Raw genomic sequence first — 17,406 nt, 5'->3', positions numbered from 1 at the left:
AGGCGGACGCCAACTACGCCACAGCGGCACGGCGTACGCCGACAGCATCGCCTACGCCGATACCGCCGCGCACCGTCGTGAGGCGGCGGCGTAGAGTGAGGGTTCCGCAGCGCACCTCCGGCAAGATGTGAATATCCTGTGCGCATGTGACCGACCGGGCTCCGATGACCTGGGTCGATGACATGCCAGGCGAATTCGTTCCCCGCATACCGCAACCCGCGGCGTGTGGGGAGCGTCTTTCCATCCGCCCTTCGGCCGGGCGCTGTGGAAAATGGGGCATAGGGGAAGAGTTGGTGTGCATGGGGGCATTCGATGCATCGTCAAAAGCCGTGCCTCTCGCGTACAACCCTGACAGGGGGCAGCGTGTCCAACAGGCGTGGCAGAAGCATTCGGCATCGCAACGGTTCCTGGGCGCGGCGGCGCGGCGATACAGCCCCCGCGGCGGCGCTCGCCAGGCGGTATGCCGGTGATCGCGCCATGGCCGGCCGCCCGCCCCGCGCCCATCACGACAGGGCGCGAGGACACTGACGACGCGATGGCAGCGGGCACCACAGTCGATCACCTCACCGAGACCTACCGCGCCCATTACCGGTCGCTGCTGGGTCTCGCCGCACTCCTGCTCGACGACACCGCGTCCTGTGAGGATGTCGTACAGGAGGCGTTCATCCGTGTGCACTCGGCGCGCAAGAGAGTGCGGGATCCCGAGAAGACCCTCGCCTATCTGAGACAGACGGTCGTCAATCTCTCCCGCTCCGCGCTGCGCCGCCGCATCCTCGGGCTGAAGCTCCTCTCGAAGCCGATGCCCGATATGGCCAGTGCCGAGGAAGGGGCGTACGAACAACTTGAGCGCGACCAACTGATCAAGGCGATGAGGGGACTACAGCGCCGCCAGCGCGAGGTCCTCGTGCTGCGCTACTTCGCCGATATGACCGAGGCCCAGGTGGCGGAGACGCTGGGGATATCGCTCGGCTCGGTCAAGGCGTACGGTTCGCGTGGCATCGCGGCGCTTCGCGTCGCCATGGAGGCTCCGGCATGAACGACAGCACACAGCAGCCGGGCCCGGGGAACCCCGACCGGCGGGACGGCCACGGGCCCGAGCCCGAACCCGACGACGTGACGGCGGACACGGCGGACACGGCGGACGAGACCGCGCCGGGCGACGACACGCCCCGCGACGGCACGGAGGGTACGGCCGACGCGACCGAGCCCACTGGTACGGCCGATACCGAGCCCACTAGTACGGCCGATACGGACGCCGAGGACGCCGAGGACTCCGAGGAAGTCGACGAGGAAGCGCTGCGGCTGCTGATGCGCCGCGCGGTCGACGACCTCGCGCCCTCGCCCGACTCCCTTGAGCATCTGCGGCGTGCCGTGCCCGTCCGCCGCACCCGGCGCCGTCAGGCCCTCGTGGGGGCCGTGGCGGCCGTCGTGCTCGGCGGTGCCGCCCTTCCGGCGCTGGTGCATGTCGCGACCACCGGCGGCGGCACGGACCAGCGCCCGGCCAACGCGGCCAGCAGCCACCGCACCCCGGGGACCGCCGGCGGCCAGCACGGCGGCGGCAGCGGCGGCCAGGGCACCGAGCGGCCCTCCGACCGCGTCGAGACGGGCAAGCACGACCGGCGCCACGACGACAAGAAGGACAAGCCGGCCGATGACGACGAGGGCGGCTCGGGCGGTCCCGCGCCCGACCCCTCGAGCACGCTGAACGCCACCTCGCCCACCTGCGCCCGCACCCAGCTCAGCAGTGGCGCGGGGTCGGCCGGGACCGCGGACGCCGAGGGCCGGGTCTACGGCTCGTTCCGCGTCTCGAACGTCTCGGACCGGGCGTGCACGGTGGAGGGCGGCGGCGCCGTCAACGCGAGCGCGCAGGGCGGCGCGGACACCGCGCGCATCTTCGTGGTCGACCACACGGCGGGTGACGCGGCCTCCGATCTGCCCGACCCCGCCACCCAGCCGGGCACCCTGATCCTTCAGCCGGGCCAGGCGTACGAGGTGCGGTTCGCGTGGATCCCGGCGTCGGGCGGAGGGACGAGCGGCTGCTCCAGTGTCGACCCCCCGAGCTCCGAACCGAGCTCGGACCCGGACGGTTCGCCTCAGGGCGACCCCGGTGACGGCGATCCGGGCGGCACTTCGGGCGGCGGTGAGCCACCGGCCGCGAGTGTGCTGGTCAGCCATACGCCGGAGGCGGGCGACCCGTCGGCCGGGTCCGTGACCGTCAGCGGTGCCTGCGCGGGGACGATCTACCGCACCGGTCTGCTGGCCGCCTCGTAGCGGCACCAGAGCGCCCCAGTACCGGGGGCGGCGCCGGACGCGTCCGCAGGGGCCCGTACCGTGGTGGTGTGTATCGGTTTCTGCTGACGCCCCGCTGGTGGGTGATCAACGTGTTCACCGTGCTGGCGATCCCGTTCTGCCTGTTCATGGGCAGCTGGCAGCTCGGCCGTTTCGAGGCGCGCGTCGACACGCATCAGCAGCAGCGGGACCAGGCGTCCGGCGCCAAGCGCGCCGCGGCCCGGCCGCTGAGCGAGCTGCTGCCGGTCAGCGAGAAGACCGCCGGGCGGCGGGCGACCGCCACTGGCCGATACGACACCGAGCACCAACTCCTCGTGCCCGACCGGCGGCTGGACGACCGCGACGGCTTCTACGTACTGACCCTGCTGCGCACCGACGGGGGCAAGGCGCTGCCCGTGGTCCGCGGCTGGCTCCCCGGTGACGCCGACAGCAAGGCCGCCACGGCGAAGGTGCCCGCGCCACCGGCCGGTGAGGTGACGGTCACCGGGGCGCTCCAGGCGACCGAGCACCAGAACGGCGGCGGGCCGGCCCCCGGCGGCGCTCTTCCGAAGGGCCAGCTGGGCATGATCAGCGCCGCCTCCCTGGTCAATCTGGTGCCGTATGGGGTGTACGACGCCTGGGTCACCTCCTCCGAGGCGCCCGGGGCCCTGAAGCCGGTGCCCCCCGTGGTGGCGGCGGGCACCGGGCTGGACCTCAAGGCGTTCCAGAATCTGGGCTACACCGGTCAGTGGTTCGTCTTCGCGGGCTTTGTGGTCTTCATGTGGTTCCGGCTGTTCCGGCGGGAGGTCGAGACGGCGCGCGACCTCGCGCTCGGCCTCATCCCGTCGGAGCCGACGCCGACGTCCCCCACGCCGACGTCGCCGACCCGGCCGTCCCCGACGGGGCTGCCCGAACAGACCCCGTCGGACCGTCCTGAGCAGACTCCGGCAGAGAACCCGGCGCGCTAACGCCCGCCGGAGGCCGAGCCGGAAGCCGCGCTGGAGACCTCGCCAGAACCCGAGCCAGAACCCGCGCCGGGCGCCAGATGGCGCTGGGCGAACTCGATCTCCAGCCGCAGCTGCTTGATCCGCTCCTCGACGACCAGTGAGCCGTGTCCCGCGTCATAGCGGTACACCTCATGCGGGGCGCCGCGCCGGGCCAGCCGCTCCACATAGTTGTCGATCTGCCGTATCGGACAGCGCGGGTCGTTCACCCCCGCGGAGATATAGACCGGCGCCCGCACCTCGTCGACATAGGTCAGCGGGGAGGACGCCCGGAACCGCTCCGGCACCTCCTCCGGGGTGCCCCCGAGCAGGGTGCGGTCCATCGCCTTCAGGGCCTCCATCTCGTCGTGGTAGGCCGCGACATAGTCGGCGACCGGGACCGCGGCGAGGCCCAGCGCCCATGCCTCGGGCTGGGTGCCCAGCCCGAGCAGGGTGAGATAGCCGCCCCAGGAGCCGCCCGCCAGCACCAGCCGCCCGGGGTCGGCGAGACCGGAGGCCACCGCCCACTCCCGGACCGCCGCGATGTCCTCCAGCTCGATCAGTCCGACCCGGTGCTTGAGGGCGTCCGTCCACGCCCGTCCGTAGCCGGTCGAACCGCGGTAGTTGACCCGGACCACGGCGAAGCCGTGGTCCACCCAGGCCGCCGGACCGGCCGCGAACGCGTCGCTGTCGTGCCAGGTCGGCCCGCCGTGGATGTCGAAGACGGTGGGGAAGGGACCCTCGCCCACGGGCGTCTGCACCAGCGCGTGCACCGGCCCGCCCGGTCCGTCCACCCACGCGTCGGTGACCGCCACGGAGGCCGGGGCCCGGAATCCCGGCGGGTCCAGCACGGTCCGCCCGCTCGTGGAGCGCACCCGCGGCGGCTGCTCGGCCGACGACCACAGGAACTCCACCGCGCCGTCCGGCCGCGCCGAGGCACCCGAGATCGTGCCCGCGGGCGTCTCGATCCGGGTCAGCTCATCGGAGCCCAGGTCGTACCGCCAGAGCTCGCTGCGTGCCTGGTGGCTGTGGTCGACCAGCAGCGCGGAACCATCCGGGAACCAGTCGGCCCCGACATCCCCCGGCAGATCGATCGCCAGCGCCGTCTCCGCACCGGTCAGCGGATCCCACACCACCGGCTCCCAGCGGCCGCGCCGCTGGTGCCCGACCAGCAGCCGGGTGTCGCCCTCGACCGGCGCGAACCCCATCACGGACAGCCCCAGCTCCTCGGTGCCGCCCTTGGTGTCATCCAGCTCGGCGACGGGTGTGCCGTCCCGCCGCACGACCCGGATCGCCGAGTGCATCGCGTCACCGTGCTCGGTGTGCTCGATCGCGATCAGCGAGCCGTCGTGGGAGAGATCACCCAACCCGGCCGACTCCCGGTGCCGGTAGATCTCCTCCGGCGGTGCCCCCGGCCGCACCACATGGATCGTGGAGCCCTCTTCATCGGTGGACCGGCCGATGACCGCCGTACCGTCCCGGCCGAGCACCAGACCGGCCGGATAGGAGGGCTCCAGCCCGGGCGCCGCGGGCTCGTCGGCCCGCTCCCCGCCCGCGGCGCCCCCGTCGAACGGCTGCCGCAGCCACACCCCGAACTCATCGCCGTCGGTGTCCGAGAACCACCAGATCCACTGCCCGTCGGGGGTCAGCACCCCTTCCGTCGTCCCGTTCGGCCGGTCCGTCACCTGCCGCTGGGTGCCGGTGGTCCGGTCCCACGCGTACAGCTCGTACGTCCCGGTGGCGTTCGACACGAACAATGAGCGGTCCGGAGCGTCCTCCGCCCAGTCGGGCAGGCTCACTCGCGGCGCCCGGAAGCGCTTCTCCCAGTCCGGCATGGACTCCGTGCTCTCAGTCATGTCCCCCATTCTGCGACGCACCGAGCCTTTCGCGCTGGCGTCCCCCCGCGCCTGTGGATAACGTTCGCGACGGGGACGCACGGCCTGCACACATAGAGGGGGACTGATGGGCGACATAAGCGCGACCGTCGAGACGTTCTGGGCGACGGCCCAGGCCAGGGACTGGCGGGCGTTCGGGGCCACGCTCGCCGACGACGTCCGCTACGAGCTGCCGCAGACCCGCGAGCGGGTGGCCGGCCGGGAGGGTGTCGTCCGCTTCAACGCCGAGCACTTGGGCGAGTGGAGCCTGGAGGTCGAGCGCGTCGTCGCCGACAGCACCCAGGCGGTCTCCTGGGTCCGCTTCACCGTGGACGAGGAGGAGACGACGAGCATCAGCTTCTTCACCTCCGCACCGGACGGCCGGATCCAGACCATCACCGACTTCTGGGCGGCGCCCTACGAACCCCCACTGGAGCGCGAGCAGTTGGCCGAGCGCTACTGACCGGCGTCGCCGCCCTCGCCCTCCCCGTTCCCTTCCTCTCGACGACCCACCGCGCCGACTACCGCAGCACCACCGGCAGTTCGTCCACGCCGTACACGATGGACAGCTTCCGGAACGAGAGCTCCTCCGCCGGGACCGCCAGCCGCATCTGCGGGAAGCGCCGCACCAAGGCGGGGTAGGCCGCGCGGAGTTCCATCCGGGCCAGCTCGGCGCCTATGCAGCGGTGGATGCCATAGCCGAAGGCCAGGTGGGACGGGGTCTGCCGGTGCGGATCGACCCGTTCCATGTCCGGGCCCAGCTTCTCGTCACGGTTGGCCCCGCTGAGCGAGCACAGCACCAGATCGCCTGTGGATATCTTTGTGCCCCCGATCTCCATGTCCTCGCGGGCGAAGCGTGGGAACGCGACCTGCACCACGGTGAGATAGCGCAGCAGCTCCTCCACGAACTTGTCGACCATCTCGTCCTGGTCACGCACCGCGGCGAACTGGTCGGGCGCCTGGAGCAGAACGAGGGTGCCGAGCGCCAGCATGCTCGCGGTGGTCTCCAGACCACCGGTCAGCACACCGTCCGCCAGCCCCGCGAGCTCCTGGTCGTCGAGGTCGTCACCGTGCTCCTTCACCAGCATGCCGAGCAGTCCGTCGCCCGGCGTCTCGCGCTGCTTTTGGACAATGCCGTGCAGATACGAAAGCTGGTCGGACATCGCGCCGAAGGAGGCGTTCGCCCCGCCGAACAGGTCGAAGCGCGCCGTGCTGTGCCGCTGGAAGTCCTCCCGGTCCTCGTACGGAACGCCCAGCAACTCACAGATGACCAGCGCCGGGATGGGCAGCGCGAACGCCTCCACCAGGTCGACGGGGCCCTCCGCCGCGGCCATCTCGTCGAGGCGCTCCTCCACGATGGCGTGGATGCGCGGGGTGAGCCTGCTGAGCCGCCGCATGGTGAACTCCGGCGTCAGCAGGCGTCGCAGTCTCGTATGCACGGGTGGATCGCTGAAGCCGAGACCGCCCGGATTCTGCTGTGGAGCGACCCCGATGTTCTTGTCCGCGAGGTTGGTGAAATCGGAGCTGAACCCTTTCGCCTTCCCCAGCACGGCCTTGCTCTCGTCATATCCGGTGACAAGCCAGGCATTTATCCCAAATGGCAATGGCAGCTTGCTGATGGGCTCCTTTGCCCTCGTTCGGGACAGATCGGCAATGGGGTCGAGTCCATCGCGCCTCAGCGGGGCCAGAGTGGCGTCCGGGAGAAACGACATCTTGGACAGGTCGAAGCCGTTCCTCTGAATCCTCGAGAAATACTTGCGACCCAGCCAGGCGGCGATGTTTGAGCGGAGATTCGACATGGGCGCAATACTGCCCTGCCGCCGCTGGGGGACCGTCCCGGGCACCCGGCCCCTACCGGTGTGATGCGCCACAAATCCGGGGTGCCCGTTCGGCCCTGGCGTCCGGCTCCCGGGCGCCTCGGTGGCGAGGTCCGGCGATCCGGAGGAAAGTGGAGATAGCGGGCGCACTGCCCGTGCGATGAGGGCTGCGCGGACCGCGTAACGGAAACAGCGGAGACGGCGGAGTGAGGTGAACGGCCTTGCGGGAGCGATTCCGCGCTGTCCAGGGGGCGCCGTGCTGGGTCAGTCTGCTGTCGGCGGATATGGACCGCGCGCACGCCTTCTACGGAGATCTCTTCGGCTGGGGCTTCCGGCCCACCCGGCAGGGCCACGGCCGCTACACCATCGCGTACACCGAGGGCGGCGTACCGACCGTCGGCATCGGAGCGTCCTCACCGTCCACAGGGATGACCCTTCCGGTCACCTGGACCACGTACTTCGCGGCGGACAGCGCGGACGAGGTGGCCCGGCGCGCCCAGGAACGCGGCGGCACGCTCGCGGTCGGTCCGCTGGAGTTCGGCAGCGGCCGGGTCGCCTGGGCGGCCGATCCGGCGGGCGCGGTCTTCGGCATCTGGGAGGGCGACCTCACCTCCGCCTGGTGGGGCGAGCGGCGGCCGGGCGCCCCCGTATGGCTGGAACTGCGCACCCGGGACGCCTTCGACGCCGCGCTCTTCTACGGCCAGGTCTTCGGCTGGGACGCGCAGGATCGGGAGCGGGTCGACGTACGGTTCGAGCACGACCGGGTGGTGCTGCATATCGACGGCAAGTCGGTGGCGGGGCTGCGCGGCGGTGCCCTGGAGACCGCGCCCGACCCGACCGTCCGGCCGCGCTGGCATGTCTACTTCCAGGTGGTGGACGTTGACGCGGTGGCCACCCGCACCCTGGAACTCGGGGGCGAGGTGATCTCCCCACCGGCCGACACCCCCTACGGGCGGGTCGCGGCGCTACGGGACCCGGAGGGCGGGATCTTCAGCGTGGCGGCGGTCCCGCGCACCTGAACCGCCGACCCACCCACCGCGTAGGCGTCTCGCGTTCACGAGAGCACCCGGTGGCGGAAGTTCCGGAGGCCGAAGCCGAGAAAGGCCACACAGAATCCCACCAGGACCGGATAGACGATGTAGAGCGGCATATGCGAAGCATGGGTGAGGCCCGCCCGCATTCCCTCGGTGATGTAGATCAGCGGATTCACGAGCACCAGGATCTGAAGCCAGTGGAATCCGCCGACATGGACCAGGGAGAGCTTGGTCCACTGGTAGTACGTCCCCCCGAGAAACACCAGCGGCAGCACGATGAACCCGAACATGACCCCGATGTTCTGCGGCGCGAACGAGGTGCCGAGCAGCAGCCCGAGCGACGTCATGGCGATACAGGCCAGCGGGATCAGGGTGACCACGACCCACCAGTGGACCTGTAGGTCGGCGTGAACCCCGGGCGCGTGCACCACCGCCGCGATCGGAAAGACCAGGACCGCCGAGATCAGCCCCTGGGTCGCACCGGAGAGCACCCGCGCGACCGCCACCAGCCAGATCGGGCAGGGGGCCTGCACCCGGTCCTCTATCTCCCGGGTGAAGCCGAATTCCTGTGACATCTGGATCGCCACCGACTGAATCCCCTGGAACATGATCGCGATCGAGACCACGCCCGGGACGAGAACGGTGGCGAACGCGGATTCCCCGGCCGTGCCGCCGCCCGAACCGATGCCCTGTCCGATGGTGGGGAAGACGTAGAGGAAGACAAAGACGAGGAGGAAGGGCTGCATCAAGGTGCGGCCCACGAATTCGCCGAAGTTCTTCATCAGGACGGTGAGGTCCCGGCGGATGAGCGCGGCCAGGGCGGAACGGCTGGCCGCCGCCGCGGACCGGGTGGGGCATACGGTGATGTGGCCCTCCGGCGGACCGGCGGTGGAGCGGGGACGGTCGCCCGCCGCGGTCATTCCTCCCTCAGCTCCTTCCCGGTCAGCGAGATGAACACGGTCTCCAGCGTGGACGCGCTCACGGACAGGTCGATCAGCCGGAAGCCGCCGTTCTCCGCCGCGTTGACGATCCGGGGCAGTAGCCGGTCATTGCCCTTGACCTGGAGCTCGACCCCGCCCTTGACCGGCCGGACCCGGACCACCTCGGCGATCTCACGGGTCAGCAGCTCACCGAGCGCGTCCGGGCCGCCGTGCGCCAGCACCGTCACGACGGTGTCGGCGTCCACGCTCTGCTTGAGGGCCGCCGGGGTGCCCAGGGCGAGGATCTGGCCATGATCGATGATGGCCACCCGATCACAGAGCTGATCGGCCTCGTCCATGTTGTGCGTGGTCAGCAGGATGGTCTGACCGTCTGCGATCAGCCGGTCCAGGATCTCCCACAGGGCCAGCCTGCTCTGTGGATCGAGACCGGCGCTCGGCTCGTCGAGGAAGAGCACGGCCGGGCGGTGAAAGATCGCGCGCGCCACCATCAGCCGCTGCGCCATCCCGCCGGACAGCGCGTACACCGAGGACGAGGCCCACCTCGAGAGCCGGAACTGCTCCAGCAGCCGGTCCGCCACACGGCGCGCCCGCTTACCGGACATCCCGAACAGCAGCCCGTGGAAGTAGAGGTTCTCCCAGACGGTGAGCGAACGGTCCAGGGTGTTCTGCTGGGTCACCACGGCGATGACCTGTTTGGCCAGCGCGGGGTGCGCGATCACGTCGATATCGCCGATGAAGGCCGAACCGGCCGTGGGGACGACCCGGGTGGTGAGCATCCCTACCGTGGTGGTCTTGCCCGCTCCGTTGGGGCCGAGCAGCCCGAAGATCTCGCCGTGGTACACCTCGAGATCCAGCCGGTCCACGGCGGCGAAATCCGTATGGGGATAGATCTTGGTCAGCCCGGCGGTATGGATGACCGTCTCGGGGCGACGGGTGTTCTCGATCGTCGCCATGGTGCTCCCCATGGGCGTGAAGGGACGAGCGGACTCTTCGGGAGTACCCGGGCGAGGCGCGCTCACGCGCCGAGATGGCGGGGGTGTGGGGGAGGGCCTGGTAGAGGGCGCGGCGGTGGGCCTGTGTGCCTGGCGAAGGGCCCGTCGCGGGCTACGGAGCGCAGAAAACGGTCACCAGTGGTTACGGCCTCGACGCCGGAGATCGAGGCCGCCTACGATCGAAGACACGGCATCGCGTGTCGGTCACCGGCCGGGTGAGGCATGGAGGTGCCCGTGAGATTGCCTTACGGAGGCATTCCACCGTGTCAGTCGAGCTGAATCACACGATCATCCACGCCCGCGACAAGCGGGAATCCGCCGAATTCCTGGCGACCATCCTGGATCTCGAGGTCGGGGCCGAATGGGGCCCGTTCATCCCGGTGCAGACGAGTAACAGCGTCACCCTGGACTTCGCCAGCATTCCGGCCGAGTCGATCACCATGCAGCACTACGCGTTCCTCATCTCCGACGAGGAGTTCGACGCGGCGTTCGCCCGGATACAGGACCAGGGCATCACCTATTACGCCGATCCGCAGCGGAAGCAGCCGGGCGAGATCAACCGCCATCACGGCGGGCGCGGGCTGTACTTCATGGATCCGTCCGGTCATGCGATGGAGATCATGACCCGGCCGTACGGCACCGAGGGATAACGGAGAGCGGGGCGGAGGACTAGTCGGCGGTCTCGTCGCCCTGCCGGTCGCCCGTTCCGTCGGCCGCGTGCCGCTCCCGCCACTCCTTGACGACCTCATCGATGTCGATGGGCGCCAGATTGAGCGGTGGGCCCGGCGGCGGTCGGCGGATCGCCTCCCGGATCTTTTCGTTGACCTCCGAGAGCGACTCCCGCACCGCGCGTTCCGACGGGGCCTCGGCGGCCGCCGCGAGCGCGTCCTCCGCCTCCTTGCGCAGTACGAGCGTCGGCGGGAGGAAGGAGAGGTTCTCGCGGTTCATCTTCTCCTTGACCCACCACAACTCGTCATAGGGGCGGTTGAGGTTGGCGAGTGGCTTTCCGAATCCCGGCAGATCGGAGAAGTCGCCGCGCTCCTCCGCCTCGCGGATCTGTCGGTCCGCCCATGTCTCGAAGCTGATGCCTGGTGGCTTGCGCTCAGTCACATCCGCAATTGTCCCTCGCGCACCCCGCCATGCGCCATGGCCCCCTGCGCCACGGCCCCTGCCGGACGCGGCTTTGCGACGGGTGGAGAGGCGCGGCTGGGTGGCCGGGCGAGGGACCCGCCGGGTGCCGCGCGCTGTGAGGGACCCCGATCGCCCGGCGGCAGGGGTGCCCGGAGCTCAGGGGCCGGGGCAGGGACTACGCGGTGGCGAGCGAGAGCTCGGTCGACTTGATCAAGGCGGTGACCCGCGTGCCCTCGGTGAGTTCGAGGTCCCGCACCGCGTCCTGGGTGATGGCAGCCGTCAGCTCCCCGCCGCCGTCGAGCGTGACCACAACGGTGGCCATGGCCGCCCCGAGGGCGAGCCGGGCGACCGTCCCCGGCAGCCGGTTGCGAATGCTCAGCCCCGAGACCTCACCCGTCGCCAACGCGACCTCGGTGGCCTTGGCCAAGGCCGTCACCCGGGATCCCTCGGCAAGGCCCAGCTCCTCGACTGCGCCCAGGGTCACCGCGGCCGTCACGATCTGGCCACCGGCCAGCCGGCCCTGGACCGCGGCCATGGCCTCGCCGGGGTTCACGGCGATCACGGTGGCGGGGAGTTGATTGCGGATGCTGAGGCTCATGGGTCACCACTCCGGAAGCGGAGCCGAAGGCCGGGACCTCCGTGGCGATCTCCGCCGACGTCCCCACCCTAGACATCCGCCCGGGCGTACGGCGGGAGGCGCACGCCCGGGACCGGGTCGGCCCGGCCCGGTCCGGACTCAGTCCGACGGCCAGGTCCCGTGCCCGTGCGGGGTGATCCGGCGGTACCCGGCGCGGGCGTTGACGACCCGCGCGAGGGCCGTTCCGGCGACTGCCGCGGCGAGCAGACACGCGAGCCATCCGGTGTCACGGCCCTGCGCCCAGGTCAGCTCCCCCGACGGCGGGATGGCGAAGGCGTTGAGGAACAGCCAGCACAGGGCCGCCGTGCCCGGGGCCGCCACAAAGCGCGCACACAGCCCCAGCAGCGCGGCCAGCAGCGACAGCGCGATCAGTGCGAAGCCCGGGCGGCCGTGGCCCCCGAGGAAGTTGACCGCCGCCACCAGCAGCAGCGCGCCGACGAAGGCGGCAACCCAGATCACCGGGGTGGCAACGGGCTGGGGGACGGGCCGTACACCGGAGCTGAGATGCCTCCACTCGATCATGTCCGTCCTCCTCCTGGCTCGCCGCCGTCCTGGCTCGCCACCGGGCCGCTCCCGTCACTCGGCCGCCCTCGACAGCCAACCATTCCCGGGGCCCGGCCGCGCCCGAAACCCGTCCACTGCCGCGGCCCGGCCGCCGACCGGTGGCCGGCGGGCGGGGTGGCGCCCCGGCCGGTTCCGCGGGGCGGGCACCGTCCGTCCGCCCCTGGCCGACGACCTGCCATTACCCATTCTTTACCATTCATAAGGATGACGGAGACCGCTACGCGCGAAGGCGCGGCAAGGAGGATCAGCTGTGGGCGTTCCGCGGATGAGCAGTACGCCGTTGCCGGGGATCGGTGTGCGCTATGACCTGACGACGCGCGAGCGACGCCGTCTGTCCGTGATCGCACACCGCGACGGCGGACGCACCCTCAGCGCGTACCGGAAGGAGGACCCGGACGCCTGTGCCCTGTCCACCCGACTGACGGCGGAGGAATCGGAGGCTCTCGTCGATGCCCTGATGCCGTCCCACCACAGCCCGAACCTCCTCTCCACCACCGAACTGGGCCTGGTGGCCGAGCGGATCGAGCTGGCCTCGGCCTCGTACTGGAACGGCCGAGTGCTCGGCGAGACCCGGATGCGGACCGAGACGGGCGCCTCGATCGTGGCGGTGCTGCGCCGCTCCGGCGCGATTCCGTCCCCCACCCCCGACTTCCGGCTGGCGGGCGGGGACATCCTGATCGTGATCGGTACCCGCGAAGGCGTGGAGACGGCCGCGGCGATACTCGGACGGGACTGATCCGTGCACTCCTCCGCCGTCTTCCTCATCGAGTTCGGTGCGGTCATCCTGGGCCTCGGCCTGCTGGGACGGCTGGCCGGACGGCTCCAGTTCTCTCCTATCCCGCTCTATCTGCTCGCCGGTCTGGCCTTCGGCAAGGGCGGACTGCTGCCGCTCGGCGCGAGCGAGGAGTTCGTCGCGATCGGCGCCGAGATCGGCGTCATCCTGCTCCTGCTGATGCTCGGCCTTGAGTACACCGCCAGTGATCTGGTCAGCAATCTCAAGACGCAGTACCCGGCCGGGCTGGTCGACGCCGCGCTCAACGCGCTGCCCGGCGCCGCCATGGCCCTGCTGCTGGGCTGGGGACCGGTGGCCGCGGTGGTGCTGGCCGGAGTCACCTGGATCTCGTCCTCGGGCGTGATCGCCAAGGTCCTCGGGGACCTGGGCCGTCTCGGCAACCGCGAAACCCCGGTGATCCTCAGCATTCTGGTCCTCGAGGACCTGGCCATGGCCGTCTATCTGCCGATCGTCACCGCCCTGCTGGCCGGGGTGGGCCTGGCGGCGGGCAGCGCGACCCTGGCCGTCGCCCTCGGCGTCGCCGGGCTGGTGCTCTTCCTGGCCGTCCGGTACGGCCGGGTCATCTCCCGCTTCGTCTCCAGCGACGATCCCGAGAAGCTGCTGCTCGTGGTGTTGGGTCTGACCCTGCTGGTGGCCGGAATCGCCCAGCAGCTCCAGGTGTCGGCGGCGGTGGGGGCGTTCCTCGTCGGTATCGCGCTGTCCGGGGAGGTGGCCGAAGGAGCGCACATTCTGCTCAGTCCGTTGCGGGATCTGTTCGCCGCGGTCTTCTTCGTCTTCTTCGGGCTGCACACCGATCCCGCCAGCATTCCGCCGGTGCTGCTGCCCGCCCTGCTGCTGGCCGTGGTGACCGCCTGCACGAAGATCGCCACCGGGTACTGGGCGGCACGGCGCGCGGGGATCTCGTCCCGGGGCCGCTGGCGGGCCGGTGGCACGCTGGTCGCCCGCGGCGAGTTCTCCATCGTGATCGCCGGGCTCGCCGTCACCGCCGGGATCGAACCGTCGCTGGGGCCGCTGGCCACCGCGTACGTACTGATCCTGGTCGTCCTCGGCCCGCTCACCGCACGCGGTACCGAACCCGTCGTCTCGCGTCTGATCGCCCGCCGCGCGGCGCGACGGCCGGCGGCGGAGAAGCCCCGGGAGGACGTCTCGGCGGCCTCGACGGACGCGTACGACTCGCTCGGCCGCTCCTGAACGGAGACGGCCGCTGCCCCGAAGACGCCGGAACGGAGCGGAGCGAACGGAGCGGAGCGGGCGGGGCCGGAACGGGGGCTGACCCAGCGCCCGTTCCGGCCCCGCCGCGTACGATCGTCGGGTGCATCGTTCCCCCGCCGACCTGGTCCGCGCATTCCATCTGGCCTTCGGTCTCGACGTCCGGACGACACCCACCGCGGTCTCTTCCGAACTCGCCGCGCACCGCCAGGATCTGCTGGCCGAGGAGGTCGCCGAAGTCGCCGAGGCGTCCGCCGAGGGCACTCTCGCCCACCTCGCCCATGAACTGGCCGATGTGGTCTATGTCGCGTACGGCACCGCCCTGGTGCACGGGATCGACCTCGACGCGGTGATCACCGAGATCCACCGGGCCAATATGACCAAACTGGGCCCCGACGGCCGCCCCACCCTCCGCGCCGACGGCAAGGTCCTCAAGGGCGACAACTACCGGGCCCCGGACGTATCGGCGGTCCTGCACCAGCAGGGCTGGCGGGCCGCGGACGACTGACCCCGTCCGCGCTCAGGACGTACGGCGCAGCGTCCAGCTGTTGGGGTCGAAGCTGGGCACGACCGAATAGCGGCAGGCGCTGTTGTAGAAGGTGTTGGTGATCGTCCAGCCCGCCGGCGGCCAGGTGGAGGCGCACGCGTTCACCTGGGTACCGACCGGATAGCCGGTGAGCTGCTTGATCTGCTTGGTATTGGGGCTGAAGGTGCCGGAGCCACAGCCCGCGCTGTTCCACCACTGGGTGTCCACATAGCCGCTGGGGGTCAGCTGGCTGCCGCACATGGTCATGGTGTCGCCGGGGGCGGCGCTCGCGGTCCCCATACCGATGGCGGTCACCGCGGCGGTCAGGAGGGCGAGACAGGCGATGCGCGTACGGATCACGTCGGGTCTCCTTGTCGGCGCCGGTGTCCGCGCCGACGGTCGTCGGCATCCGGCCAGGCGCTGCGCCTTTCTATCCGGCGCGCTCGGTCCTGGGACAGCCACCTTTCGGACGTGTGGATTCATGGAACGGCTACACCGCGACTCCGGTTCTGTAACAGCAGCCTCTCCCCAACTCGGATTCACCGAAATGAGGTTGGCGGCCGCAGGGCCCATGTGATCCGCTGGCGCCTGCATTCGCTGGAACACATCCGTAGGAGAGAAATGAAGCACCTTCCCTCGTTCGTCCGCATCGGCGGCACCGCGGCGGTGGCCATCGGCCTCGCGCTCGCGACAGGCGTCGGCACCGCCCACGCCGAGGGAAACACGGTCGATTACTTCTCGTCGGGCGGGAAGAAGCGCGCGATGGTGGTCTTCGAGCCCCGGAACTCCTCCGGCGGCCCCGAGATCGTCAACGTGGACGACCTCAGCAAGGACGGCCACTACATCTACGCCGAGGTCTACGACGCCACCTCGGGCGGCAAGAAGGGCACCTGCGAGACCAGCTCCTACAAGAGCTGTGAGGTGAACGTGGCGGACGGCCACAAGGTCCGCATCAACGTCTACCGGCTCAATTCCCATGACTCGGACTTCATGGGCGAGGTCCACACCCGCAGCGGCAAGCTGCCCACCGCGTAACCCCTGAGCCCCGGCCACTACCCGGCCGGGGCCCATTCCCCTTGTCCCAGAGGACGGTTGACACCCCGAACGGGCGCGCGACACGATCCCGCCGATGGAGACCACCGATCTGACCCCTGCTGAACGCCGTGTATGGGAAGCGTTCCCACTGGGCGAAACCGTCGACTTCCGCGCCGACGGCGAGGACGATTCCCGACCCGGTACCTCATGCGGGCCCGAACGCACCCTGCGGGCCACGGTGTTGCGGGCACTCCTGCTCGACGGCCCGCTTCAGGAAGGTGAGATACCGGCTCTGAAGGTGCTGGGTGCACACATCGCCGGTCGGTTGGATCTCCGCTATGCGACGGTCGAGCACGCCGTCCGCTTGCGGCATTGCCTTTTCGAGAGTGCTCCGGCCCTGTACGGAGCCCAATTCCGCACCCTGGTGCTCAGCCATTCCGTATTACCCGGACTCACTGCCGGGACGCTCCGTGTGGACGGGGCTCTGCGGATGACCGGCTGCCGTGTCACCGGCCGGGTGCGGCTCGGAGGCGCACATGTCGCAGGAGCGGTCTTCCTCGACGGAGCCCACCTGGAGCCCCCGGTCACCCCGGATCCCGATGAGCCTCTCGAACCCCTGCTGCAACTCAACCAGGCCCTAATCGGCCATGACATCGTCGCTCGCGGGCTCGTCTGCCACGGCCGGATCCAGCTGAACGGAGCCACCGTGGACGGCGAGGTGAACTTCGATGACGCCCGCCTCCTGGCCCCCGGGCACACCGCCCTGCACGCCGAGAACCTGACTGTCGGCACCGATCTTCGCGGCATGCGCCTGCGAGCCGAGGGCCGGCTCAACCTGCGTGGCGCCAGGATCCCGCGCCATCTGAACCTCGCCTACTGCCGGCTCTCCCACCCCGGAGGACAGGCTCTGCGCGCCAGCAGCGCCACCATCGGCGAGCTGTGGCTCCGCGAAGCCGCCCCGATCGAGGGCGCCCTGAACCTGCGCGGCGCCCAGCTCGACCTGCTCCACATCGCGCCGGAGGTCTGGCCGGACCGCGTCCGGATCGATGGCCTCAGCTACCGCAGCCTGACCCCACATCTCCCCGCCGAGCGGCGCCTGCCCCTGCTCGAACACGAGGAGGGCGGCTATCTCCCCTACGCGTACGAGCAGTTGACCACCGCCTATCGGACCGCGGGCGACGACGCGGCCGCCCGCACCGTGCAACTGGCCAAACTCCGCCGCCACCGCCGCACTCTGCCTCGCCACGCCCGCCTCTGGGGCCACCTCCAGGACCTCACCGTCGGCTACGGCTTCCGCCCCATGCGCGCCGCCGGATGGCTCCTCGCCCTCCTCCTCACCGGCGCCCTCGCCTTCGCCCTTCACCACCCTCACGCCCTGAAGCTCGACGAGGCCCCCGACTTCAACCCCCTCTTCTACACCGTCGACCTCCTCCTCCCGATCATCGGCTTCGGTCAGGAGGAAGCCTTCGCCCCCGAGGGTTGGTACCAATGGCTCTCCTACACCCTGATCGTCACCGGCTGGATCCTGGCCACCACCATCGCAGCGGGCGTCACTCGTTCCCTGAGCCGTCAATAGACGCAGTAGTGGTGGCCGCATGCCGA

19 protein-coding genes are annotated in these 17,406 nt (G+C 70.4%); 11 read left to right on the top strand and 8 right to left on the bottom strand.

The window, feature by feature from the left end:
- Positions 1 to 460: 460 nt before the first annotated feature.
- From AB0C66_RS13175 to AB0C66_RS13165, 3 genes are all read left to right on the top strand, one after another.
- The gene (locus AB0C66_RS13175) at positions 461 to 1,036 is read left to right on the top strand and encodes a SigE family RNA polymerase sigma factor (protein WP_362436567.1); all 576 of its coding nucleotides are present in this window, start codon (positions 461 to 463) and stop codon (positions 1,034 to 1,036) included.
- Entirely contained in the window at positions 1,033 to 2,271 is a 1,239-nt protein-coding gene (locus AB0C66_RS13170) for a hypothetical protein (RefSeq protein ID WP_362436565.1), read from the top strand. The genes AB0C66_RS13175 and AB0C66_RS13170 overlap by 4 nt, the downstream gene beginning before the upstream one ends.
- A 68-nt stretch (positions 2,272 to 2,339) precedes the next feature.
- Positions 2,340 to 3,236: an SURF1 family protein gene (locus AB0C66_RS13165; RefSeq protein ID WP_362436563.1), complete on the top strand. Its 897-nt coding sequence runs from the start codon at positions 2,340 to 2,342 to the stop codon at positions 3,234 to 3,236.
- Here the strand turns inward: AB0C66_RS13165 and AB0C66_RS13160 are convergent.
- Positions 3,233 to 5,086: a prolyl oligopeptidase family serine peptidase gene (locus AB0C66_RS13160; RefSeq protein WP_362436687.1), complete on the bottom strand. Its 1,854-nt coding sequence runs from the start codon at positions 5,084 to 5,086 to the stop codon at positions 3,233 to 3,235. The two genes, AB0C66_RS13165 and AB0C66_RS13160, sit on opposite strands and share 4 nt — an antisense overlap.
- Positions 5,087 to 5,213: 127 nt before the next feature.
- Here AB0C66_RS13160 and AB0C66_RS13155 point away from each other — a divergent pair, with 127 nt between their 5' ends.
- Positions 5,214 to 5,588, top strand: coding sequence for a nuclear transport factor 2 family protein (locus AB0C66_RS13155; protein WP_362436561.1), 375 nt, complete (start codon positions 5,214 to 5,216; stop codon positions 5,586 to 5,588).
- A gap of 58 nt (positions 5,589 to 5,646) precedes the next feature.
- Here the strand turns inward: AB0C66_RS13155 and AB0C66_RS13150 are convergent, their stop codons facing one another.
- On the bottom strand, positions 5,647 to 6,924 hold the full coding sequence (locus tag AB0C66_RS13150; RefSeq protein ID WP_362436559.1) for a cytochrome P450: 1,278 nt from the start codon (positions 6,922 to 6,924) through the stop codon (positions 5,647 to 5,649).
- Between the two features lie 239 nt (positions 6,925 to 7,163).
- Between AB0C66_RS13150 and AB0C66_RS13145 the strand changes: the two genes are divergently transcribed.
- Positions 7,164 to 7,961 carry a VOC family protein gene (locus AB0C66_RS13145; RefSeq protein WP_362436557.1) on the top strand — a complete coding sequence of 266 codons (798 nt, stop codon included), beginning with the start codon at positions 7,164 to 7,166 and terminating at the stop codon, positions 7,959 to 7,961.
- 35 nt (positions 7,962 to 7,996) lie between these two features.
- On the opposite strand, the gene AB0C66_RS13140 is transcribed toward AB0C66_RS13145, so the two are convergent.
- On the bottom strand, positions 7,997 to 8,896 hold the full coding sequence (locus tag AB0C66_RS13140) for an ABC transporter permease (RefSeq protein ID WP_362436555.1): 900 nt from the start codon (positions 8,894 to 8,896) through the stop codon (positions 7,997 to 7,999).
- The gene (locus AB0C66_RS13135) at positions 8,893 to 9,870 is read right to left on the bottom strand and encodes an ATP-binding cassette domain-containing protein (RefSeq protein ID WP_362436553.1); all 978 of its coding nucleotides are present in this window, start codon (positions 9,868 to 9,870) and stop codon (positions 8,893 to 8,895) included. Before AB0C66_RS13135 ends, AB0C66_RS13140 begins: the two co-directional genes overlap by 4 nt.
- Before the next feature lie 302 nt (positions 9,871 to 10,172).
- Here AB0C66_RS13135 and AB0C66_RS13130 point away from each other — a divergent pair, with 302 nt between their 5' ends.
- A complete protein-coding gene (locus AB0C66_RS13130; protein ID WP_362436551.1) occupies positions 10,173 to 10,559 on the top strand; it encodes a VOC family protein in 387 nt (128 codons plus the stop codon).
- A 19-nt stretch (positions 10,560 to 10,578) separates the two neighbouring features.
- On the opposite strand, the gene AB0C66_RS13125 is transcribed toward AB0C66_RS13130, so the two are convergent.
- From AB0C66_RS13125 to AB0C66_RS13115, 3 genes are all read right to left on the bottom strand, one after another.
- Positions 10,579 to 11,019: a DUF1992 domain-containing protein gene (locus AB0C66_RS13125; RefSeq protein ID WP_362436549.1), complete on the bottom strand. Its 441-nt coding sequence runs from the start codon at positions 11,017 to 11,019 to the stop codon at positions 10,579 to 10,581.
- Positions 11,020 to 11,215: 196 nt separating this feature from the next.
- Positions 11,216 to 11,638, bottom strand: coding sequence for a TOBE domain-containing protein (locus AB0C66_RS13120; protein ID WP_362436547.1), 423 nt, complete (start codon positions 11,636 to 11,638; stop codon positions 11,216 to 11,218).
- A gap of 138 nt (positions 11,639 to 11,776) precedes the next feature.
- On the bottom strand, positions 11,777 to 12,199 hold the full coding sequence (locus tag AB0C66_RS13115) for a hypothetical protein (protein ID WP_362436545.1): 423 nt from the start codon (positions 12,197 to 12,199) through the stop codon (positions 11,777 to 11,779).
- 307 nt (positions 12,200 to 12,506) lie between these two features.
- Here AB0C66_RS13115 and AB0C66_RS13110 point away from each other — a divergent pair, with 307 nt between their 5' ends.
- From AB0C66_RS13110 to AB0C66_RS13100, 3 genes are all read left to right on the top strand, one after another.
- The gene (locus tag AB0C66_RS13110; RefSeq protein WP_362436686.1) at positions 12,507 to 12,977 is read left to right on the top strand and encodes a TrkA C-terminal domain-containing protein; all 471 of its coding nucleotides are present in this window, start codon (positions 12,507 to 12,509) and stop codon (positions 12,975 to 12,977) included.
- Positions 12,978 to 12,980: 3 nt separating this feature from the next.
- Complete coding sequence (locus AB0C66_RS13105) at positions 12,981 to 14,225, top strand: cation:proton antiporter (RefSeq protein WP_362436543.1); 1,245 nt, start codon at positions 12,981 to 12,983, stop codon at positions 14,223 to 14,225.
- Positions 14,226 to 14,346: 121 nt separating this feature from the next.
- Positions 14,347 to 14,751 carry a MazG nucleotide pyrophosphohydrolase domain-containing protein gene (locus AB0C66_RS13100; RefSeq protein WP_362436541.1) on the top strand — a complete coding sequence of 135 codons (405 nt, stop codon included), beginning with the start codon at positions 14,347 to 14,349 and terminating at the stop codon, positions 14,749 to 14,751.
- Between the two features lie 12 nt (positions 14,752 to 14,763).
- Here AB0C66_RS13100 and AB0C66_RS13095 read toward each other — a convergent pair whose 3' ends face one another.
- A complete protein-coding gene (locus tag AB0C66_RS13095; RefSeq protein WP_362436539.1) occupies positions 14,764 to 15,129 on the bottom strand; it encodes a hypothetical protein in 366 nt (121 codons plus the stop codon).
- Between the two features lie 261 nt (positions 15,130 to 15,390).
- On the opposite strand from AB0C66_RS13095, the gene AB0C66_RS13090 reads away from it, so the two are divergent.
- Positions 15,391 to 15,804: a hypothetical protein gene (locus AB0C66_RS13090; protein ID WP_362436537.1), complete on the top strand. Its 414-nt coding sequence runs from the start codon at positions 15,391 to 15,393 to the stop codon at positions 15,802 to 15,804.
- 94 nt (positions 15,805 to 15,898) lie between these two features.
- On the top strand, positions 15,899 to 17,380 hold the full coding sequence (locus tag AB0C66_RS13085) for a membrane-associated oxidoreductase (RefSeq protein ID WP_362436535.1): 1,482 nt from the start codon (positions 15,899 to 15,901) through the stop codon (positions 17,378 to 17,380).
- Positions 17,381 to 17,406 lie beyond the last annotated feature (26 nt).

This window comes from Streptomyces sp. NPDC048636, assembly GCF_040650655.1.
In the GTDB taxonomy this organism is placed as follows: Bacteria; Actinomycetota; Actinomycetes; order Streptomycetales; family Streptomycetaceae; genus Streptomyces.
This window is presented reverse-complemented; position numbering and strand designations above follow the sequence as displayed.

Coding starts and splice junctions, on each gene's coding strand:
- AB0C66_RS13175 (WP_362436567.1), top strand. CDS start 461: ATGCCGGTGATCGCGCCATGGCCGGCCGCCCGCCCCGCGCCCATCACG.
- AB0C66_RS13170 (WP_362436565.1), top strand. CDS start 1,033: ATGAACGACAGCACACAGCAGCCGGGCCCGGGGAACCCCGACCGGCGG.
- AB0C66_RS13160 (WP_362436687.1), bottom strand. CDS start 5,086: ATGCCGGACTGGGAGAAGCGCTTCCGGGCGCCGCGAGTGAGCCTGCCC.
- AB0C66_RS13155 (WP_362436561.1), top strand. CDS start 5,214: ATGGGCGACATAAGCGCGACCGTCGAGACGTTCTGGGCGACGGCCCAG.
- AB0C66_RS13150 (WP_362436559.1), bottom strand. CDS start 6,924: ATGTCGAATCTCCGCTCAAACATCGCCGCCTGGCTGGGTCGCAAGTAT.
- AB0C66_RS13140 (WP_362436555.1), bottom strand. CDS start 8,896: ATGACCGCGGCGGGCGACCGTCCCCGCTCCACCGCCGGTCCGCCGGAG.
- AB0C66_RS13135 (WP_362436553.1), bottom strand. CDS start 9,870: ATGGCGACGATCGAGAACACCCGTCGCCCCGAGACGGTCATCCATACC.
- AB0C66_RS13120 (WP_362436547.1), bottom strand. CDS start 11,638: ATGAGCCTCAGCATCCGCAATCAACTCCCCGCCACCGTGATCGCCGTG.
- AB0C66_RS13115 (WP_362436545.1), bottom strand. CDS start 12,199: ATGATCGAGTGGAGGCATCTCAGCTCCGGTGTACGGCCCGTCCCCCAG.
- AB0C66_RS13110 (WP_362436686.1), top strand. CDS start 12,507: ATGAGCAGTACGCCGTTGCCGGGGATCGGTGTGCGCTATGACCTGACG.
- AB0C66_RS13090 (WP_362436537.1), top strand. CDS start 15,391: ATGAAGCACCTTCCCTCGTTCGTCCGCATCGGCGGCACCGCGGCGGTG.
- AB0C66_RS13085 (WP_362436535.1), top strand. CDS start 15,899: ATGGAGACCACCGATCTGACCCCTGCTGAACGCCGTGTATGGGAAGCG.